This window comes from Sphingomonas sp., from assembly GCF_036731925.1.
Taxonomy (GTDB): Bacteria; Pseudomonadota; Alphaproteobacteria; order Sphingomonadales; family Sphingomonadaceae; genus Sphingomonas.
In genome coordinates this window covers 927712-942980 of sequence record NZ_DAINDJ010000002.1, presented here as the reverse complement: position 1 = coordinate 942980, position 15269 = coordinate 927712, and the positions used below count along the sequence as shown (strand labels likewise).

Genomic DNA, 15269 nt, shown 5'->3' with positions numbered 1-15269 from the left:
CCCGCTGTTGTCAGTTCAGGCGAACTGTCGGGTTAAGCAGATGCGTTTCTTCCCTCAAGTTGCGCAAGGCTTCTGCTTGAGAGTCAAAATGGCGGTCTGACCGGAGATAGACTCCATCTCCGTCTACGACCTCCCACTGCCACGAGCCTCGATTGTCGAGGTAGATGTCTGCGTTCATGATTTGTCCTTCAATGATGGTGAAGGCGGCAATCTGATCGTAGAGAAGTCCTGCTATGTGGGGTTCTGGATTCTCTTCCGCCATCCTGAATTGCCCAAAGAGACATGGCTTTCGTGTCTTCTTGCAGCCCTGCATATCAAATCAAGCCTTTAAAAATCTCCTTTCGTTTAGCTGAAGATGACCGGGGCCAAGTTTTACCTTGGCCCCAGATAAAGAGATGTCTTACTCCGCCGCGATTCCCGCCTTGGCGAACATGTCGCCTTCGATCGCGTCCTCGTTGGCGATGATGCTGGTCTTCGCCTGGCGGCGCTTGTCGAAGCTGTCCCACACCTCGTTCCACTGGCCGCGCGTCGCCGCCTTCGAATATTCGGTCGCGCGCGTCTCGAAGAAATTGGCGTGCTCGACGCCGTTGAGCAGCGGGGCGAGCCAGGGCAGGGGGTGCTCGTCGATCATGTAGATCGGCTTGAGGCCCAGCTGGCCCAGGCGCCAGTCGGCGATGAAGCGGACATATTTCTTGATGTCCTTCGGCGTCATGCCGTTCACCGGGCCCATTTCGAAGACCAGGTCGATGAACGCGTCCTCGATGCGCACGGTCTTCTGGCACATGTCCAGAATGTCGTCGCGCACGCTCGGCGTCATGCAGTTCCGTTCCTTGCAGAAGGTGTGGAACAGCTTGATGATGCCTTCGCAGTGCAGGCTCTCGTCGCGGATCGACCAGGTGACGATCTGGCCCATGCCCTTCATCTTGTTGAAGCGCGGGAAGTTCATCAGCATCGCGAAGCTGGCGAACAGCTGCAGTCCCTCGGTGAAGCCGCCGAACATCGCCAGCGTCTTGGCGATATCCTCGTCGGTATCGACGCCGAAGGTGCTGAGGTAATCATGCTTGTCCTTCATCTCCTTGTACTGGAGGAAGGCGCTGTATTCGGTCTCGGGCATGCCGATCGTGTCGAGCAGGTGGCTGTACGCCGCGATGTGCACCGTCTCCATGTTGGAGAAGGCGGTCAGCATCATCTTGATCTCGGTCGGCTTGAACACGCGGCCGTATTTCTCGTGGTAGCAATCCTGCACTTCCACATCGGCCTGGGTGAAGAAGCGGAAGATCTGGGTGAGCAGGTTGCGCTCGTGATCGGTCAGCTTCTGCGCCCAGTCGCGGCAATCCTCGCCCAGCGGCACTTCTTCCGGCAGCCAGTGGACCTGCTGCTGGCGCTTCCAATATTCATAGGCCCAGGGATATTCGAAGGGCTTGTAGGTCTTGCGGGCTTCGAGAAGCGACATCTGGGGTACTCCGGATCAGAACAATTTTTGAATGGCGAAGAGTAGAAGCGCTGCCCAGGCGACCAGCAGCAATGCTCCTTGAACGCGAATGGTACGAGGTGACTGGCCATCCTCAGCCGCCTCATGGCTGCGGTTGGGCGTGAGAAGAAGTCGAAGGGCTTCGAAAATTCCGTGGGATGCGACGACGGCATATCCCCAGTGCATCACATTGTCTTTGACGGGCAGCATGCTCAGCAGCCCCAGAATGCCCAGGCCTATAATCAGCTTCAGGGCAAACCAGTGCTTACCGGTGGCTTGATAGCCGCTGCGCTCGAGTTGGACGGTATCCCTCACGCCACCCCTCCCGCGCTCGCAAAGGCCAGCGCGAAGCCGGTGAGGAACAGGCCGAGCGCGACCAGCATCATGCCGCCGATCCGCAGCGCATAGGTCGCCGGTTCGCTGGCCTCCATGCGCAGCAGCCCGCGCGCCGCCGAGGGGCGGAGGAGGACGATCAGTCCCGCCGTGCCCGAGGCGATGCCAAGGCCGGCCTGGAGAGCGAGGGTACGGGTCATTGGTCGATCACGCGTCCGCGAACGGTCTTCATGCCATCGCGCACGACGATGCGCTCGCGATAGACGACCTTGCGGCCACCCTGCGCGCCGACGCCGAGGAACACCACGCCGATGAAAAAGCCGAAATCATACCAGCCGCCATTGTTCGGCACCGCATAGACCGCGACCTCCGGGAACAGCAGCGACAGCCCCCAGGCGACGGGGAAGATGAAGCCGTGCCACAGCCCGAGCAGGAAGCCCGGCGCCTGCGGCTGCACGGCGCTCGCTACCTGGTGCGCGCAGGCGGTGAGCAGCACCAGAGCGGCGACGGCAAGGGGGGCGCGGATCTTCATGCGGCTATCCCTAGGTATGGCAGACGTCCCTTGGGGCAGCGTGCATCGTTTCGCGACCGCGTGCGTTCGGTGCGCGAACCCCTAGCAGGAGAAGACCCATGGCAGATCTGAGCGCAATCCAGGAACATATGGAAGTCATCGGCGCCGACGGCGTCCATGTCGGCACCGTCGACCATGTCGATGGCGACCGCATCAAGCTGACCAAGAAGGATTCGGGTGCCCAGGTCGAAGGCGCCACCGGCAGCCATGAAGGGCACCACCACTACATCCCCGGCGGCCTGGTCGCCGAGGTCGAGGGTGACAAGGTCCGCCTGTCGGCCAACGCCGATGTCGCGGCCGAGCTGTTCGAAGAAGAGGCGTAAGGCAACGGGCGGTGAGGAGGCATCTGCCTTCCTCACCGCTTCCTCTCGTGCCTTAGCACGAGCCCCTGCCTCTCCCGCGACGGGAGAGGAGGGCAAGAGGGTGGGCCGCCGCTGCATCGCCGAGGTTCACTGGCAGGCCAGGCATTCGTCGTAATCGGTCGACTCGCCCAGATCGAATTTGGGCTTCTCGATCGTGTTGTCGGCCTCGACCCCGCCCGCGAAGCCGGCGCGCTGCACCGACTTGGAGCGCAGATAGTAGAGCGACTTGATGCCCAGTTCCCAGGCGCGGAAGTGGAGCATCAGCAGGTCCCACTTTTCCACGTCCGCCGGGATGAACAGGTTGAGCGACTGCGCCTGGTCGATGAACGGCGCGCGATCGCCCGCCAGTTCCAGGATCCAGCGCTGGTCGATCTCGAAGCTGGTCTTGTACGTGTCCTTCTCTTCCTGGGTCAGGAAGTCGAGGTGCTGGACCGAGCCGCCCTGTTCGAGGATCGAATTCCACACCGCGTCGGAATTCTTCGACTTCTCCTTGAGCAGCTTCTCCAGATACGGATTGCGCACCGAGAAGGAGCCGCTGAGCGTCTTGTGGGTGTAGATGTTGGCCGGGATCGGCTCGATGCAGGCGCTGGTGCCGCCGCAGATGATCGAGATCGACGCGGTTGGCGCGATCGCCATCTTGCAGCTGAACCGTTCCATCACGCCCATGTCGGCGGCGTCCGGGCAGGGCCCGCGCTCGACCGCCAGCGCCATCGACGCTTCGTTCACCTGCGCGCTGACATGCTTGAAGATGCGCATGTTCCAGCTCTTCGCCATCGCGCCTTCGAACGGAATGCCGCGCGCCTGGAGGAAGCTGTGGAAGCCCATCACGCCGAGGCCGACCGAGCGCTCGCGCGCTGCCGAATAGCGGGCACGGGCCATCTCGTCCGGCGCGCGCTCGATATAGTCGGTCAGCACATTGTCGAGGAAACGCATCACGTCCTCGATGAAGCGCTTGTCCTTGTTCCACTCGTCCCAGGTCTCGAGGTTGAGCGAGGACAGGCAGCACACCGCGGTGCGATCGTTGCCGAGATGGTCGCGGCCGGTGGGCAGCGTGATCTCCGAGCACAAGTTCGAGGTCGAGACCTTGAGGCCCAGATCGCGGTGGTGCTTCGGCATGGTCGAGTTCACGTGATCCGAGAACACGATGTACGGTTCGCCGGTGGCGAGGCGGGTCTCGACCAGCTTCTGGAACAGCGCGCGCGCATCCACCGTGGCGCGGACCGAGCCGTCCTTCGGGCTCTTCAGCTGCCATTCGGCACCCTCGCGCACCGCTTCCATGAACGCGTCGGGGATCAGCACGCCGTGGTGCAGGTTGAGCGCCTTGCGGTTGAAGTCGCCCGATGGCTTGCGGATCTCGAGGAACTCCTCGATCTCGGGGTGCGAGATGTCGAGATAGCAGGCGGCCGAGCCGCGGCGCAGCGAACCCTGCGAGATCGCCAGCGTCAGCGAATCCATCACGCGGACGAAGGGGATGATGCCGCTGGTCTTGCCGTTGAGGCCCACCGGCTCGCCGATGCCGCGCACGCTGCCCCAATAGGTACCGATGCCGCCGCCGCGCGAGGCGAGCCAGACATTCTCGTTCCAGGTCTGGACGATGCCGTCCAGGCTGTCCGGCACCGAGTTCAGGTAGCAGCTGATCGGCAGGCCGCGGCCCGTGCCGCCGTTCGACAGCACCGGGGTGGCCGGCATGAACCACAGCTTGGAGATATAGTCGTACAGGCGCTGGGCATGCGCCTGATCATCGGCATAGGCCGAGGCGACGCGGACGAACAGGTCCTGATAGCTTTCGCCGGGGAGCAGATAGCGGTCCTTCAGCGTCTCCTTGCCGAAATCGGTCAGCAGCGCGTCGCGCGCATGATCGACCTCGACCGGATAGGGCTGCGGCACGATCGCCTTGCTGTCGAGCGCCTTGCTGGCGGGGGCGGCTTCGATGGTGGCGGTCTCGTTCACGCTGGTCTCACTATCTCTGAATTCCATCACTCGGACCCCTGTCTTCTGCCTTACGCAACAACCGACTCGGGGCACGGTAGCAATCGTAGCACCAGCCGGGTTTGCGCGAGAACAAAAAGTGTCCATCGGCCCGGCGCCCGGCACGAGTCTACCCATGCCGCATTTGGGAATGCGGGCGATGGGTTACCAGTGCTTGGGTTTGCCCCTTGGTGCGACCACTACAGATTGTGCCAATCCGAGTTCAGGCACAAGAGCCGAAATGCAGCTGGAATGCAACGGTTCATCGCCCGAATGACTCGGCTCGTGGCGGGCAAGGCGACGCAAAAAGCGCGCGACGCACGGACCTTCCTCGCCTCCGGAAAAGGCAAGGGAACGAACATGGAACTGCAAATAAATTTTGGGGGATGAATCACCGCCGCCACAACCGATGGTGGCCGTGGCGGTGCAAGCTGCACCATGGGGGCTATCGAAGCGGCAGATAGAGTTCGGTGACCGATTCATGCTCGGGCACGTCGGGGAAGAAGGCGACCCGGCGCGCGAAGAGCGGGAAGTCGCCCGGTTCCTCGCCGCTTTCCGGCAGCCATTCGCGGTAGAGGAACAGGGCGGCGGGCTCGAGATCGTCGGCCTGCCCCTCCACCCGCAGCATCGCGCAGCGGCCGGCGGGGATCAGGCCCGGTTCGATGCCGTGGCGCGGCTCCGCCGCCGGGTGCGCCACGCCGGCGCACAGGTCGAGGCGATAGTTCTCCAATGGCGTCGCGCGCGGATCGGTGTGGAAGATGGTGTAGGTGGCACTTGCCGGCGGGCGATGGCCGCTTGCCTTGCGCCAGGCGATGAAGCGGCGAATCGTATCGCCGAGATGGGCGGGGTCGCCGCGGTGCGTGAGGAACGCCACCGGCGTGGCGGGGAAATCGAGAATGGTCACGTCGGCACAAGCGAATCGGCTCTGCATCGTCTGGATCCGGGCTTGGGTGAGCGGCGCGAGGGCCGCGTGCCAGGGCTGCCAGTCCGGCGCCGCGCGAAACTGCGAGGGCGCCTGGCCGAAACGCTGGCGGAAGGCCCGGGCAAATGCTTCGGGCGCTTCATAGCCGGCGTCGAGCGCGATGCCGGTGATCGGCTCGCCCGGCCGGTAGGCAAGGCGATACGACGCCCGCTTCATCCGCACGAGCTGGACATAGCGATGCACCGACAGGCCGAACAGCGCGCTGAACTGGCGGTGGAAATGGTGCTTCGAAAACGCCGCGACGCCCGCCAGCGTCTCCAGGTTCAGATCGTCCTCGGCATGCGTGTCGACATGGTCGAGCACACGCTGCATCCGGGCATGGTAGCGGGCGAGCGGCGTCTGCATCTTTTCCTCCGTGGCGACGCCTTCCTATGCGGCGGGGGGGCAGCCTGCCCGACCGATCTTGCCGTACGTCAATCGGAGCAGGATTGCGCGTCGGCTGCGGCAGGGTAGGCTGGCGATGAACCACGCAAAAGGGGGCGACGATGCGGACTTGGGGTATGGCGATGCTGGCGCTGGCGGCGGCAGGCCCGGCGATCGCGCAGGTGCAAGTGGCGGAAGTGCCGGCAACGAAGATCGCCGCCGACCTCGCTTCGGGCAAGACGAGCAGCGCCGCGGTGACCGCTGCCTATCTCGCCCGCATCGCGGCGGTGGACCGCAAGGGGCCCACGCTGCGCTCGGTGATCGCGGTGAGCCCCGATGCGCTCGCCCAGGCGCGCGCCAGCGATGCGCGGCGCAAGGCGGGCAAGCCGCTGGGGCCGCTGGACGGGGTGCCCGTGCTGATCAAGGACAATATCGAGACGAAGGAACTGCCGACCACGGCCGGCAGCCTCGCGCTCAAGGATAACCGCACCGGCCGCGACGCGCCGTTGGTGGCGCAGCTGCGCGCGGGCGGCGCGGTGATCCTTGGCAAAACGAACCTCAGCGAATGGGCGAACATCCGATCGGACCACTCGATGAGCGGGTGGAGCGCGATCGGCGGGCTGGTGCGCAATCCCTATGCGCTCGACCGCACCGCCTGCGGCTCGTCGAGCGGATCGGGCGCGGCGGCAGCGGCGAGCTTTGCCGCCGTCGCGGTGGGCACGGAGACCGATGGTTCGGTCGTGTGCCCGTCCGCCATGAACGGGCTGGTGGGGTTGAAGCCGACGCTGGGGCTGGTGAGCCGCACGCACGTCGTGCCGATCAGCCACAGCCAGGATACGCCGGGCCCGATGGGGCGCAGCGTGGCGGATGTCGCGCTGCTCTTCTCGGCGATGGTCGGCGAGGATCCCGCCGATCCGGCGACGAGGGGCGCGAATGCGCATCGCAAGGATTATGCGCAGGGCCTCTCGGCCGGCGCACTGAATGGCATGCGGATCGGCTATTGGCGTCCGGACATGGCCGACGATCTGGCGGCTCGGTTCGACAAGGCGCTCGACGAGCTGCGCGCGGCGGGGGCAACGCTGGTCGAGGTGAAGATGCCCAAGCTCGACGGGTTGGGCGAGGCCGAGGGGCTGGTGCTCTACACCGAACTTAAGGCCGATCTCGCTGCGTATCTCGCAACCGCACCGGGGGCGGTGAAGGTGCGGACGCTGGCCGACGTGATCGCCTTCAACAAGGCGCATGCGGGCGAGGAGATGGCGTTCTTCGGCCAGGAGACCTTCGTGAAGGCCGAGGCGACCAAGGGCCTCGACGATCCCGAGTACAAGGCCGCGCGCGCGACGTCGCAGCGGCTGGCCGGGCCCGAGGGGATCGACGTGATGCTGAAGGCCGCGGGGGCGGAGGTGCTGGTGACGCCAACCTACGGCACGCCCTGGCTGAGCGATCCCGCGCATGGCGACCAGTTCGTCGGCCCCTCGGCGAGCGAGTTGCCGGCGGTGTCGGGCTATCCGCATCTCACCGTGCCGATGGGTCTCGTGAACGGGCTGCCGGCCGGGCTGTCGTTCATCGGCACGGCCTATGCGGACGGGCTGCTGCTGCGTGCGGGCTATGCGTACGAGCAGGCGAGCAAGGCGCGCGTGGCGCCGCAGTACCGCGCGACCATTCCGGCGGATCTTGGGCCGCGCGGGGGGTGAGCTATGACGCTTAGCCCCTCCCCTTCAGGGGAGGGGTTGGGGTGGGGCAGGGTCTCACCGAGACCAACGTCTGTTCTGGAATCCCTCCACCCCCAAACCCCTCCTCCCAGGAGGAGGGGCTTAAAGGCAGAACATCACCGCTCGCTGAGATAATAGCGCTCGACTTCCTTCAGATCCGCGTCGAGCTCGTACACGATCGGCTGGCCGGTCGGGATTTCCAGGCTGACGATTTCGTCATCGGGAATGCCCGACAGATGCTTGACCAGCGCGCGGAGCGAATTGCCATGGGCGGCGATCAGCACGCGCTTGCCGGCCTTCAGCTCGGGCGCGATCCGCTGCTCCCAATAGGGCAGCACGCGGGCGATCGTGTCCTTCAGGCTCTCGGTCTGCGGGATGGGGATGCCGGCATAGCGCGGATCCTGCGTCAGATCCCAGGGCGAGCCTTCCTCCGGCAGCGGCGGCGGCACGTCGAAGCTGCGGCGCCAGATCTTCACCTGCGCGTCGCCATGCTTGGCGGCGGTCTCCGCCTTGTCGAGCCCGGTCAGGCCGCCATAATGGCGCTCGTTGAGGCGCCAGTCTTTCTCTTCCGGCAGCCACAGGCGATCCATCGCCTCCAGCGCGAGGTGCAGCGTCTTGATCGCGCGGCTCTGGAAGCTGGTGAAGCACTGGTCGAAGTCCAGCCCCTTTCCCTTCATCAGCGTGCCGGCGGCGGTCGCCTCGCGCACACCCTGCTCGGTCAGGTCGACGTCCCACCAGCCGGTGAAGCGGTTTTCCAGGTTCCAGGCCGACTGGCCGTGGCGGATCAGGACGAGGGTGGGCATGGGCAAGCTCCTTGTAACTGCGCGTCGCCGTCCTTAGCGGAAGGGGCGGCGGGGACAAGCGCAGGAGACGACAAGCATGGCATTGGTTCGGCAGACGCTGGTCTATGAAGGTCCGGGCGGCCCGTTCGAGGGCGTGGCGGCGTGGGACGCCGCGGCTGAAGGGCACCGCCCGGCGGTGCTGGTGCTGCCCAACATTCTGGGCCAGAAGGAAGAGGACAACCAGAAGGCCGACGCGCTCGCCGGGCTCGGCTATGTCGCGCTCGTCGCGGACGTCTATGGCCAGGGCAAGCGCACGACGCTGACCGACCCGGACATGGGCCGCTACATGGCCGAGCTCAACGCCGATCGTGGGCTGCTGCGCGCGCGGCTTGAGGCGTCGCTGGCGGCGCTGGCCGGCCTCGCACAGGCCGACCGCACCCGCATGGCGGCGATCGGCTTCTGCTTCGGCGGCAAGTGCGTGCTCGACATGGCGCGCGCCGGGCTGCCGATCCTGGGCGGCGTGTCGTTCCACGGCGTCTATGACCGGCCCGATGATGCCATCGTGTCGCCGATCACCGCCAGACTGCTGGTCTGCCACGGCTGGGAAGACCCGATCGCGCCGCCCGAGGCCACGGTCGCGCTGGCGCAGGAGCTGACCGAGGCCGGCGCCGACTGGCAGCTCCATGCCTATGGCCATGCCGGCCATGCCTTCACCGATGTGAGCCGCAAGGGCGGCGACAATTCCAGGGTCGCGTTCGAGCCCAAGGCCGATCGCCGCAGCTGGCAGGCGATGACCAACTTCCTCGCCGAGCTGTTCGAATGAGATGAGGGCCGCGCGGACCGCCTGGAACGCCGTGCTGGCCCGGATCACGCCGCGCACCGTCGATGCGGGCGAGTGCGTGGTCTCGGTGCTGCTGGCGATCCTGGCGGCGCATGCGATCGGCGGCAGCAACGTCGCCTGGGCGGCGTTCGCCGGCTATATGGTGATGCGCGGCCATGCCAGCGAAACGGTGCTGCGCGGGCTGTTGCGGATCGTCGGCACGGTGGCGGGCGGGCTGCTCGCGCTGGGGCTGGCGCCGCTGGTGGCGGCCAGCTGGATCGGCGCTGCCAGCGCGATGATGGCGGTGGGCACGCTGAGCCTGTACCGCGCACTCACCGCCCGCCGCGCCTATGCCTGGCTGTTCTTCGGCCTCACCTTCGCGATGGTGCTCCTCGACAAGATCGAGACGCCGGCCACCGCGCTCGACCAGTTCGTCCTCACCCGCGTGCTGGAGACGGTGGCGGGCACGCTCTCGTGCATGGCGGTCAGCATCGTCTCGACGCTTACGGTTCGTCGGCGCTGGCCGGCGCCCGCCACGCCGGCACCGCCCGTGGCGCTCTGGCACCCGGCCGCCTTTCGCCATGCCGCGCAGGCGGGCGTGGCCCTGGCGCTGCTGATCGGCATTGCCCATGCGCTGGCGCTTCCGGCGCTGGCGCAGAGCGCAGTCGGAGTGATGGCGGTGATGCTGGTGCCGGTCCAGGGGCTGGGCGCCGGCGGGCTCGTGCCGGTGAGCGTCCGGCTGGCGCAGCGCTTCGTCGGCTGCCTTGCCGGTGCCGCGCTGGCGGCGGCATGCCTGTTCCTGGCGCAGGGCCATGCCGCGATCCTCCTCGCCGGCACCGGGATCGGGGTTGCGAGCGGGCGGATGATCGAGAACGGGCCGCACCGCTATCGTTATGTCGGCACCCAGTTCACGCTCGCCGTGCTCGTGATGCTGGTGCCGGACAGCTATGCGGACGGCGACGTGCTGCCGGGAATCGAGCGGCTGATCGCCGTGCTGATCGGCATGGCGATCCTGGAGCCGGTGCTGCTGCTCGGCCACGGGCTGGCGCCGCGCGGGGAGGGCGGCACCGCCAGGTCGAAGCGCGGTCTGGACGAACCCGGCGGCGTCTGAACGGGTGCCGGGGGGCACCGAAGCAAATGGGCAACGTCACGGGAGTTTTATCGAAACGCCGCCGAACTGAAACACGGGCCCCCTAGCGGCGCGATCACATCCGCAACATGCCATCAGACCTGGGGGGTCCGTCATGAAGTTCCACCACGCACTCCGCGCGACGGTTTCCGTCGCCGCGTTCCTCACTGCTGCCGCGGCGCTACCGGCGCAGGCGCAGCAGGCCAGCAAGGTCGTCGCCGATCCGGAGACCGGCAGCGATGCCGACACCGACACCGCCGGCAACATCGTGGTCACCGCGAAGACGACCCGGTCGGCCACCGCGCTTTCCTCGGAAGAGATCCAGAAGATCCTGCCGGGCGTCTCGCCGCTCAAGGCGATCCAGACGCTGCCCGGCGTCCTTTACGTCACTGCCGATCCGTGGGGGAACAACGAGCAGAACGCGCAGATCTTCATCCACGGCTTCAACTTCCAGCAGCTCGGCTACACGATGGACGGGATTCCGCTGGGGGACCAGAGCTACGGGAACTATAACGGCCTGTCGCCGCAGCGCGCCGTGATCTCGGAGAATGTCGGCCGCGTCGTGGTGACGACGGGCGCCGGCGATCTCGGCACCGCCTCCACCAGCAACCTCGGCGGCACGATCGAAACCTTTTCGGCCGATCCGGCGAAGACGCTGGGCGGCACGTTCAACCAGACGGTGGGCAGCTACGGCACCTCGCGCACCTATCTGCGGCTCGACAGCGGCGCCTTCGGCCCGAACGAAGAGAACAGCGCCTATGTCTCCGGCGTCCGCCAGCGCGCGCGGGCCTGGGACTTCAACGGCATCCAGGGCGGCTGGCAGGCCAACGCCAAGTTCGTCCATGACGGCGCCGAGGGCAAGCTGACGCTGTTCTTCGACTATTCGGACAAGAAGGAGCCGAACGAGGACGCGACCACCTTCTTCAAGCCATCGGTGGGCGGTGCGCCGGCGACGGCAGCACAGCTCTACACCCCGCGCACCCGCCCCTTCTACTATTCGGACCTGGCGGGCATGCGCGGCTATATGGACGCGTTCGGCAATACCCCGAAGGCGCAGGGCGGCAACTATCGCAACTATTATTCGGATGCGCAGCGCACCGACTACCTGACCTATGCCCGCTACGATGCCAAGCTGGGCGATCGCGTGACCTGGTCCAACACCGGCTATTTCCACCATAACGACGGCGTCGGCGTCGTGGCGGGGCCGCTCGGCCAGTCGATCACGGTCATCCAGGCCTATCTCGATCCCGCCTATGTGCCTGGCAAGGGCTTTAGCTCGAACAACAATGCCTCGGCGGCACTCGTCGCCGCAACCGGCGGCTCGGGCCTGGTGACCCGCACCACCGAATATCGTATCGATCGCACCGGCGGCATTTCCAACCTCGACCTGGATTTCGGCGCCCACCACGTCCAGCTTGGCGCCTGGTTCGAGCATAACAGCGCGACCCAGTGGCGCCGCTGGTATGGCTTCGACATCAACAACCCCGGTGCCAGCACGCCGTATATCCGGCCGTCCAACCCGCTGTTCACCCAGTATCAGGGCGAGGCGCGCGTCAACGTGCTCCAGCTCCACCTGCAGGACGCCTGGAAGGTCACCGAGAAGCTGCGCGTCGAAGCCGGTGTGAAGACCAGCGCGCAATGGGCGAACGGCTATTTCGTCGTCCAGCCGAAGCTTGGCTCGCTCTCAGGCCTGACCGGCAACCTGCCGAGCGGCCGCATCAATACCAGGAACTGGTTCCTGCCCTCCATCGGCGCGACCTACGACCTGAACGGGCACGAGCAGCTCTACTTCAACGTCCAGAAAAACCTGCACCAGTATATGGCGTATCTGGGCGGCGGCTCGCTTTCGCCCTGGTTCACCGGCAGCCAGTCGGCGTTCGACGCCTTCGCGCAACAGGGCAAGCCCGAGACCAGCTGGACCTACGAAGCCGGCGCGCGCACGCACCGCAGCTTCGACGGGATCCTGAGCGGGCTCGACGCGCAGGTGAACTATTACCACGTCACCTTCAGCAACCGCCTGCTCGCGATCAGCACCAACCCGGGCGGCATCGCCGGCGGCGCGATCACCGGCGGCACCTCGATCCTGGTGAATGTGGGCAGCGTCCACACCGACGGCGTCGACGCCGCCTTCACGCTGCACTTCGGCCGGGCGCTGTCGCTGTACAACGCCACCTCGTACAACAGCTCGACCTATCAGAGCGACTATAGCTCCACGGCGATCGGCATCGGCGCGGCGGTGCCGGGCTGCCTTGGCGGCGGCGTAGTCGGCAGCGGAAAGGCGGCGGATGGAACGCCGATCCAAGTCGTGCCGACCTGCGGCAAGCAGGTGCCGGGTTCGCCGAAATGGATGAACAAGTCGGTCGCGACGTTGGCGCTCGGCGCGTTCGAGGTGCAGGTGACCGGCGACTATGTGGGCCGCCGCTATGCGACCTATGCCAACGACACCAGCGTGAAGTCCTACTTCCTCACCTCGCTGCGCCTCGCCGCCAAGCTGCCGGCGGAGATGGTCCGACTGAAGAAGGCGGAACTGAGCCTCAACGTCACCAACCTGGCGGACGTCGGCGGCTGGTCCACCATCTCGGTGGGGTCGGCGACCAACAGCTATTCGGTCTATCCGATCGCGCCGCGTCAGTGGTTCCTCACCTTCTCGGCCGGGTTCTGATCGGAGCCTGGTATCCCGCTCCCGGCCGGGAGCGGGGCGCCCGACAAGAAAAAGGCCTCGTCCTGCGGGACGAGGCCTTTTTTGTGCGCGGTTGGATGGACCTTAGTGAACGAAGCGCGCCACCACGTCCCGATAGGAGCGCGACACCTTCACCTGCGCGCCCGAATTGAGCACCAGGAAACATTCGCCATTGGTGTGCGGCTTCACCTGGCGGACCAGGTCGAGGTTGACGATCGTCGAGCGGTGCACGCGCTGGAAGCGGCGCGGATCGAGCCGCTTCTCCAGATCCTTCATCGTCTCGCGCAGGATCAGCGTGTTGTCGCCGGTATAGATGCACATGTAATCGCCGGCCGCGTCGATCCGCTCAATCGTGTCGACATCGACGCGGAAGATCTGGCCGCGATCCTTGATGTTGATCAGCTTCTCGAAGCGGCTCGACGCCGGCTCGGTGCCGTCGCCGGTGGCGATGTCGTCCACCGCATCCGGCGCGACTTCGGCCAGCACTTCCTTCAGCTTCTCCACTTCCTCCACGCCGCGCTTCTCGGTGAGGCGCTGGCGGACGCGGTCCAGCGTGTCGGCGAGCCGCGACGGCTCGACCGGCTTCATCAGGTAATCCACCGCCTGGGCCTCGAAGGCGCGGATGGCGTGGTCGGAGTAGGCAGTGACGAAGACGAACAGCGGCGGCTCGACTTCCATCAGGCCCTGGATGACCGAGAACCCGTCGAACCCGGGCATCTGGATGTCCAGGAAGACGAGGTCGGGCTTGTGCGTCTTGATCGATCGGATGGCTTCGCGGCCATTGGAGCATTTGTCGATGATTTCGACATCCTCATGCTCCTGCAGCCGGAGCTCGAGCCCCTGAATCGCCAGGGATTCGTCGTCAACGAGGATGGTACGGATGGTCATGCGGCCTCTCGGTTCGGTTCCTCAAGCTGGAACGGTATTTCGATCTCAACGCTGAAACCTTCCCCAGGTTTCGTTCGCGTCTCGAAACGATGGTCAGGCCCGAAAGCCTGCACCAGCCGTTCCCTGATATTGGCGAGCCCCACGCCAGTGGAAAGCGTCGGCCTAGGACGCGCTTCGATCAATCCCGGACCCGTATCGGACACGGCGATCTGCACCCTGTCTCCGGTGAGTCGAGCCGAAACGATGATGTCGGCGCCGTTCTCCTGCGTGCTGACGGCATATTTGATTGCGTTTTCGACCAGCGGCTGAAGCAGCAGCGACGGCAGCCGGCCCTTGGCGACACGCGGGTCGAGGTCGAAATGCATCCGCAGCCGCTCATCGAAGCGCATCTTCTCGATCTCGAGATAGAGCTTCAGCGTCTCGATCTCCTGCGCCAGCGTCACGTGCGCGGTCGGCTCATTGGCCAGCGTGTAGCGCAGGAAGGAGGAAAGGCGCGACAGCATGATGTTCGCGCGCTCCGTCTGCTTGAGCAGCACCAGCGTCGAGATCGAGTTGAGCGTGTTGAACAGGAAATGCGGGTTCAGCTGGTAGCGCAGCATCGCCAGCTGGGCGCTCGATGCCTGGTTCTCCAGGATCTGCATCTGATCGATCTGCTGCTCGACGATCAGGTAGAAGTTGATCCCGAAATAGAGTGCCGACCAGCCCGCCAGCACCGTGAAGGTGAGGAAGCTGTAGCCGATCACGCGCGCTACGGTAATGCCGGGCTCGGCGGCCGTGAACGAGTAGGTGAAGGCTTCCAGTACGGCATAGATCAGCGTCGCCGCACCGAGCGTCGCGAGGGTGAGCAGCACCGCCGGGATGCGCGGCAGCCGGCGGTAGAAGCCGTAGAGCGCGGACAGCAGCAGCGTGAGGCAATAGCCGACGATCGCCTCGATGATCGCCTTGATCAGCCCCTCTACCGAGAAGCCGTTCGAGATCGACGAGACCGAGCGCAGCAGCAGATAGCCGCTCCAGCCGGTCGCCTGGAGAATCCAGAAGGCACGGCCCTTGTCTTCGAAAAAGGGACGCGAAAACAGGTCGGGCTTGGGAAGGCCCAACGTCCTGGTGCTGGTGCCGGTCTGCGGAAGCGAAGTCTTTGCCACGCTGCGCCTGTACCATCGCGGCGGCGAGGGGGCAAAAAAAATGCCGGGCGCGCTGGGCGCCCGGCATTC

General features: G+C 65.7%; 16 protein-coding genes. 6 read left to right on the top strand and 10 right to left on the bottom strand.

Annotated elements, in window-relative coordinates:
- Positions 1-10: 10 nt before the first annotated feature.
- The 5 genes from V7E00_RS13990 to V7E00_RS13970 form a co-directional block, all read right to left on the bottom strand.
- On the bottom strand, positions 11-262 hold the full coding sequence (locus tag V7E00_RS13990) for a hypothetical protein (RefSeq protein ID WP_333573245.1): 252 nt from the start codon (positions 260-262) through the stop codon (positions 11-13).
- Between the two features lie 138 nt (positions 263-400).
- On the bottom strand, positions 401-1453 hold the full coding sequence (locus V7E00_RS13985) for a ribonucleotide-diphosphate reductase subunit beta (RefSeq protein WP_333573244.1): 1053 nt from the start codon (positions 1451-1453) through the stop codon (positions 401-403).
- A gap of 15 nt (positions 1454-1468) precedes the next feature.
- Entirely contained in the window at positions 1469-1786 is a 318-nt protein-coding gene (locus tag V7E00_RS13980; RefSeq protein ID WP_333573243.1) for a hypothetical protein, read from the bottom strand.
- Positions 1783-2004: a hypothetical protein gene (locus V7E00_RS13975; protein ID WP_333573242.1), complete on the bottom strand. Its 222-nt coding sequence runs from the start codon at positions 2002-2004 to the stop codon at positions 1783-1785. The genes V7E00_RS13980 and V7E00_RS13975 overlap by 4 nt, the downstream gene beginning before the upstream one ends.
- The gene (locus tag V7E00_RS13970) at positions 2001-2336 is read right to left on the bottom strand and encodes a hypothetical protein (RefSeq protein ID WP_333573241.1); all 336 of its coding nucleotides are present in this window, start codon (positions 2334-2336) and stop codon (positions 2001-2003) included. Before V7E00_RS13970 ends, V7E00_RS13975 begins: the two co-directional genes overlap by 4 nt.
- Before the next feature lie 98 nt (positions 2337-2434).
- Between V7E00_RS13970 and V7E00_RS13965 the strand changes: the two genes are divergently transcribed.
- Positions 2435-2698, top strand: a complete 264-nt coding sequence (locus V7E00_RS13965; RefSeq protein WP_333573240.1) for a DUF2171 domain-containing protein — start codon at positions 2435-2437, stop codon at positions 2696-2698.
- Positions 2699-2824: 126 nt separating this feature from the next.
- On the opposite strand, the gene V7E00_RS13960 is transcribed toward V7E00_RS13965, so the two are convergent.
- The gene (locus V7E00_RS13960) at positions 2825-4714 is read right to left on the bottom strand and encodes a ribonucleoside-diphosphate reductase subunit alpha (protein WP_333573239.1); all 1890 of its coding nucleotides are present in this window, start codon (positions 4712-4714) and stop codon (positions 2825-2827) included.
- Positions 4715-4957: 243 nt separating this feature from the next.
- Between V7E00_RS13960 and V7E00_RS13955 the strand changes: the two genes are divergently transcribed.
- The gene (locus V7E00_RS13955; RefSeq protein WP_333573238.1) at positions 4958-5095 is read left to right on the top strand and encodes a hypothetical protein; all 138 of its coding nucleotides are present in this window, start codon (positions 4958-4960) and stop codon (positions 5093-5095) included.
- A gap of 55 nt (positions 5096-5150) precedes the next feature.
- Here the strand turns inward: V7E00_RS13955 and V7E00_RS13950 are convergent, their stop codons facing one another.
- On the bottom strand, positions 5151-6032 hold the full coding sequence (locus tag V7E00_RS13950; RefSeq protein WP_333573237.1) for an AraC family transcriptional regulator: 882 nt from the start codon (positions 6030-6032) through the stop codon (positions 5151-5153).
- Between the two features lie 140 nt (positions 6033-6172).
- Here V7E00_RS13950 and V7E00_RS13945 point away from each other — a divergent pair, with 140 nt between their 5' ends.
- Positions 6173-7741, top strand: coding sequence for an amidase (locus V7E00_RS13945; protein WP_443019198.1), 1569 nt, complete (start codon positions 6173-6175; stop codon positions 7739-7741).
- Positions 7742-7875: 134 nt separating this feature from the next.
- Here V7E00_RS13945 and gpmA read toward each other — a convergent pair whose 3' ends face one another.
- Positions 7876-8562 (bottom strand): 2,3-diphosphoglycerate-dependent phosphoglycerate mutase, encoded by a 687-nt coding sequence (gene gpmA / locus V7E00_RS13940; protein WP_333573236.1) that lies wholly within the window; start codon positions 8560-8562, stop codon positions 7876-7878.
- A gap of 76 nt (positions 8563-8638) precedes the next feature.
- Between gpmA and V7E00_RS13935 the strand changes: the two genes are divergently transcribed.
- From V7E00_RS13935 to V7E00_RS13925, 3 genes are all read left to right on the top strand, one after another.
- Positions 8639-9364, top strand: a complete 726-nt coding sequence (locus V7E00_RS13935; protein ID WP_333573235.1) for a dienelactone hydrolase family protein — start codon at positions 8639-8641, stop codon at positions 9362-9364.
- Position 9365: 1 nt separating this feature from the next.
- Entirely contained in the window at positions 9366-10472 is a 1107-nt protein-coding gene (locus V7E00_RS13930; protein ID WP_333573234.1) for an FUSC family protein, read from the top strand.
- Between the two features lie 133 nt (positions 10473-10605).
- Positions 10606-13152, top strand: coding sequence for a TonB-dependent receptor (locus V7E00_RS13925; RefSeq protein WP_333573233.1), 2547 nt, complete (start codon positions 10606-10608; stop codon positions 13150-13152).
- Between the two features lie 102 nt (positions 13153-13254).
- Here V7E00_RS13925 and V7E00_RS13920 read toward each other — a convergent pair whose 3' ends face one another.
- Positions 13255-14058, bottom strand: coding sequence for a LytR/AlgR family response regulator transcription factor (locus V7E00_RS13920; RefSeq protein WP_125976632.1), 804 nt, complete (start codon positions 14056-14058; stop codon positions 13255-13257).
- The gene (locus V7E00_RS13915; RefSeq protein WP_333573232.1) at positions 14055-15200 is read right to left on the bottom strand and encodes a sensor histidine kinase; all 1146 of its coding nucleotides are present in this window, start codon (positions 15198-15200) and stop codon (positions 14055-14057) included. The genes V7E00_RS13920 and V7E00_RS13915 overlap by 4 nt, the downstream gene beginning before the upstream one ends.
- Between the last annotated feature and the right edge of the window lie 69 nt (positions 15201-15269).

Coding starts and splice junctions, on each gene's coding strand:
- V7E00_RS13990 (WP_333573245.1), bottom strand. CDS start 262: ATGGCGGAAGAGAATCCAGAACCCCACATAGCAGGACTTCTCTACGAT.
- V7E00_RS13985 (WP_333573244.1), bottom strand. CDS start 1,453: ATGTCGCTTCTCGAAGCCCGCAAGACCTACAAGCCCTTCGAATATCCC.
- V7E00_RS13975 (WP_333573242.1), bottom strand. CDS start 2,004: ATGACCCGTACCCTCGCTCTCCAGGCCGGCCTTGGCATCGCCTCGGGC.
- V7E00_RS13970 (WP_333573241.1), bottom strand. CDS start 2,336: ATGAAGATCCGCGCCCCCCTTGCCGTCGCCGCTCTGGTGCTGCTCACC.
- V7E00_RS13965 (WP_333573240.1), top strand. CDS start 2,435: ATGGCAGATCTGAGCGCAATCCAGGAACATATGGAAGTCATCGGCGCC.
- V7E00_RS13960 (WP_333573239.1), bottom strand. CDS start 4,714: ATGGAATTCAGAGATAGTGAGACCAGCGTGAACGAGACCGCCACCATC.
- V7E00_RS13955 (WP_333573238.1), top strand. CDS start 4,958: ATGCAACGGTTCATCGCCCGAATGACTCGGCTCGTGGCGGGCAAGGCG.
- V7E00_RS13950 (WP_333573237.1), bottom strand. CDS start 6,032: ATGCAGACGCCGCTCGCCCGCTACCATGCCCGGATGCAGCGTGTGCTC.
- V7E00_RS13945 (WP_443019198.1), top strand. CDS start 6,173: ATGCGGACTTGGGGTATGGCGATGCTGGCGCTGGCGGCGGCAGGCCCG.
- gpmA (WP_333573236.1), bottom strand. CDS start 8,562: ATGCCCACCCTCGTCCTGATCCGCCACGGCCAGTCGGCCTGGAACCTG.
- V7E00_RS13935 (WP_333573235.1), top strand. CDS start 8,639: ATGGCATTGGTTCGGCAGACGCTGGTCTATGAAGGTCCGGGCGGCCCG.
- V7E00_RS13930 (WP_333573234.1), top strand. CDS start 9,366: ATGAGGGCCGCGCGGACCGCCTGGAACGCCGTGCTGGCCCGGATCACG.
- V7E00_RS13925 (WP_333573233.1), top strand. CDS start 10,606: ATGAAGTTCCACCACGCACTCCGCGCGACGGTTTCCGTCGCCGCGTTC.
- V7E00_RS13920 (WP_125976632.1), bottom strand. CDS start 14,058: ATGACCATCCGTACCATCCTCGTTGACGACGAATCCCTGGCGATTCAG.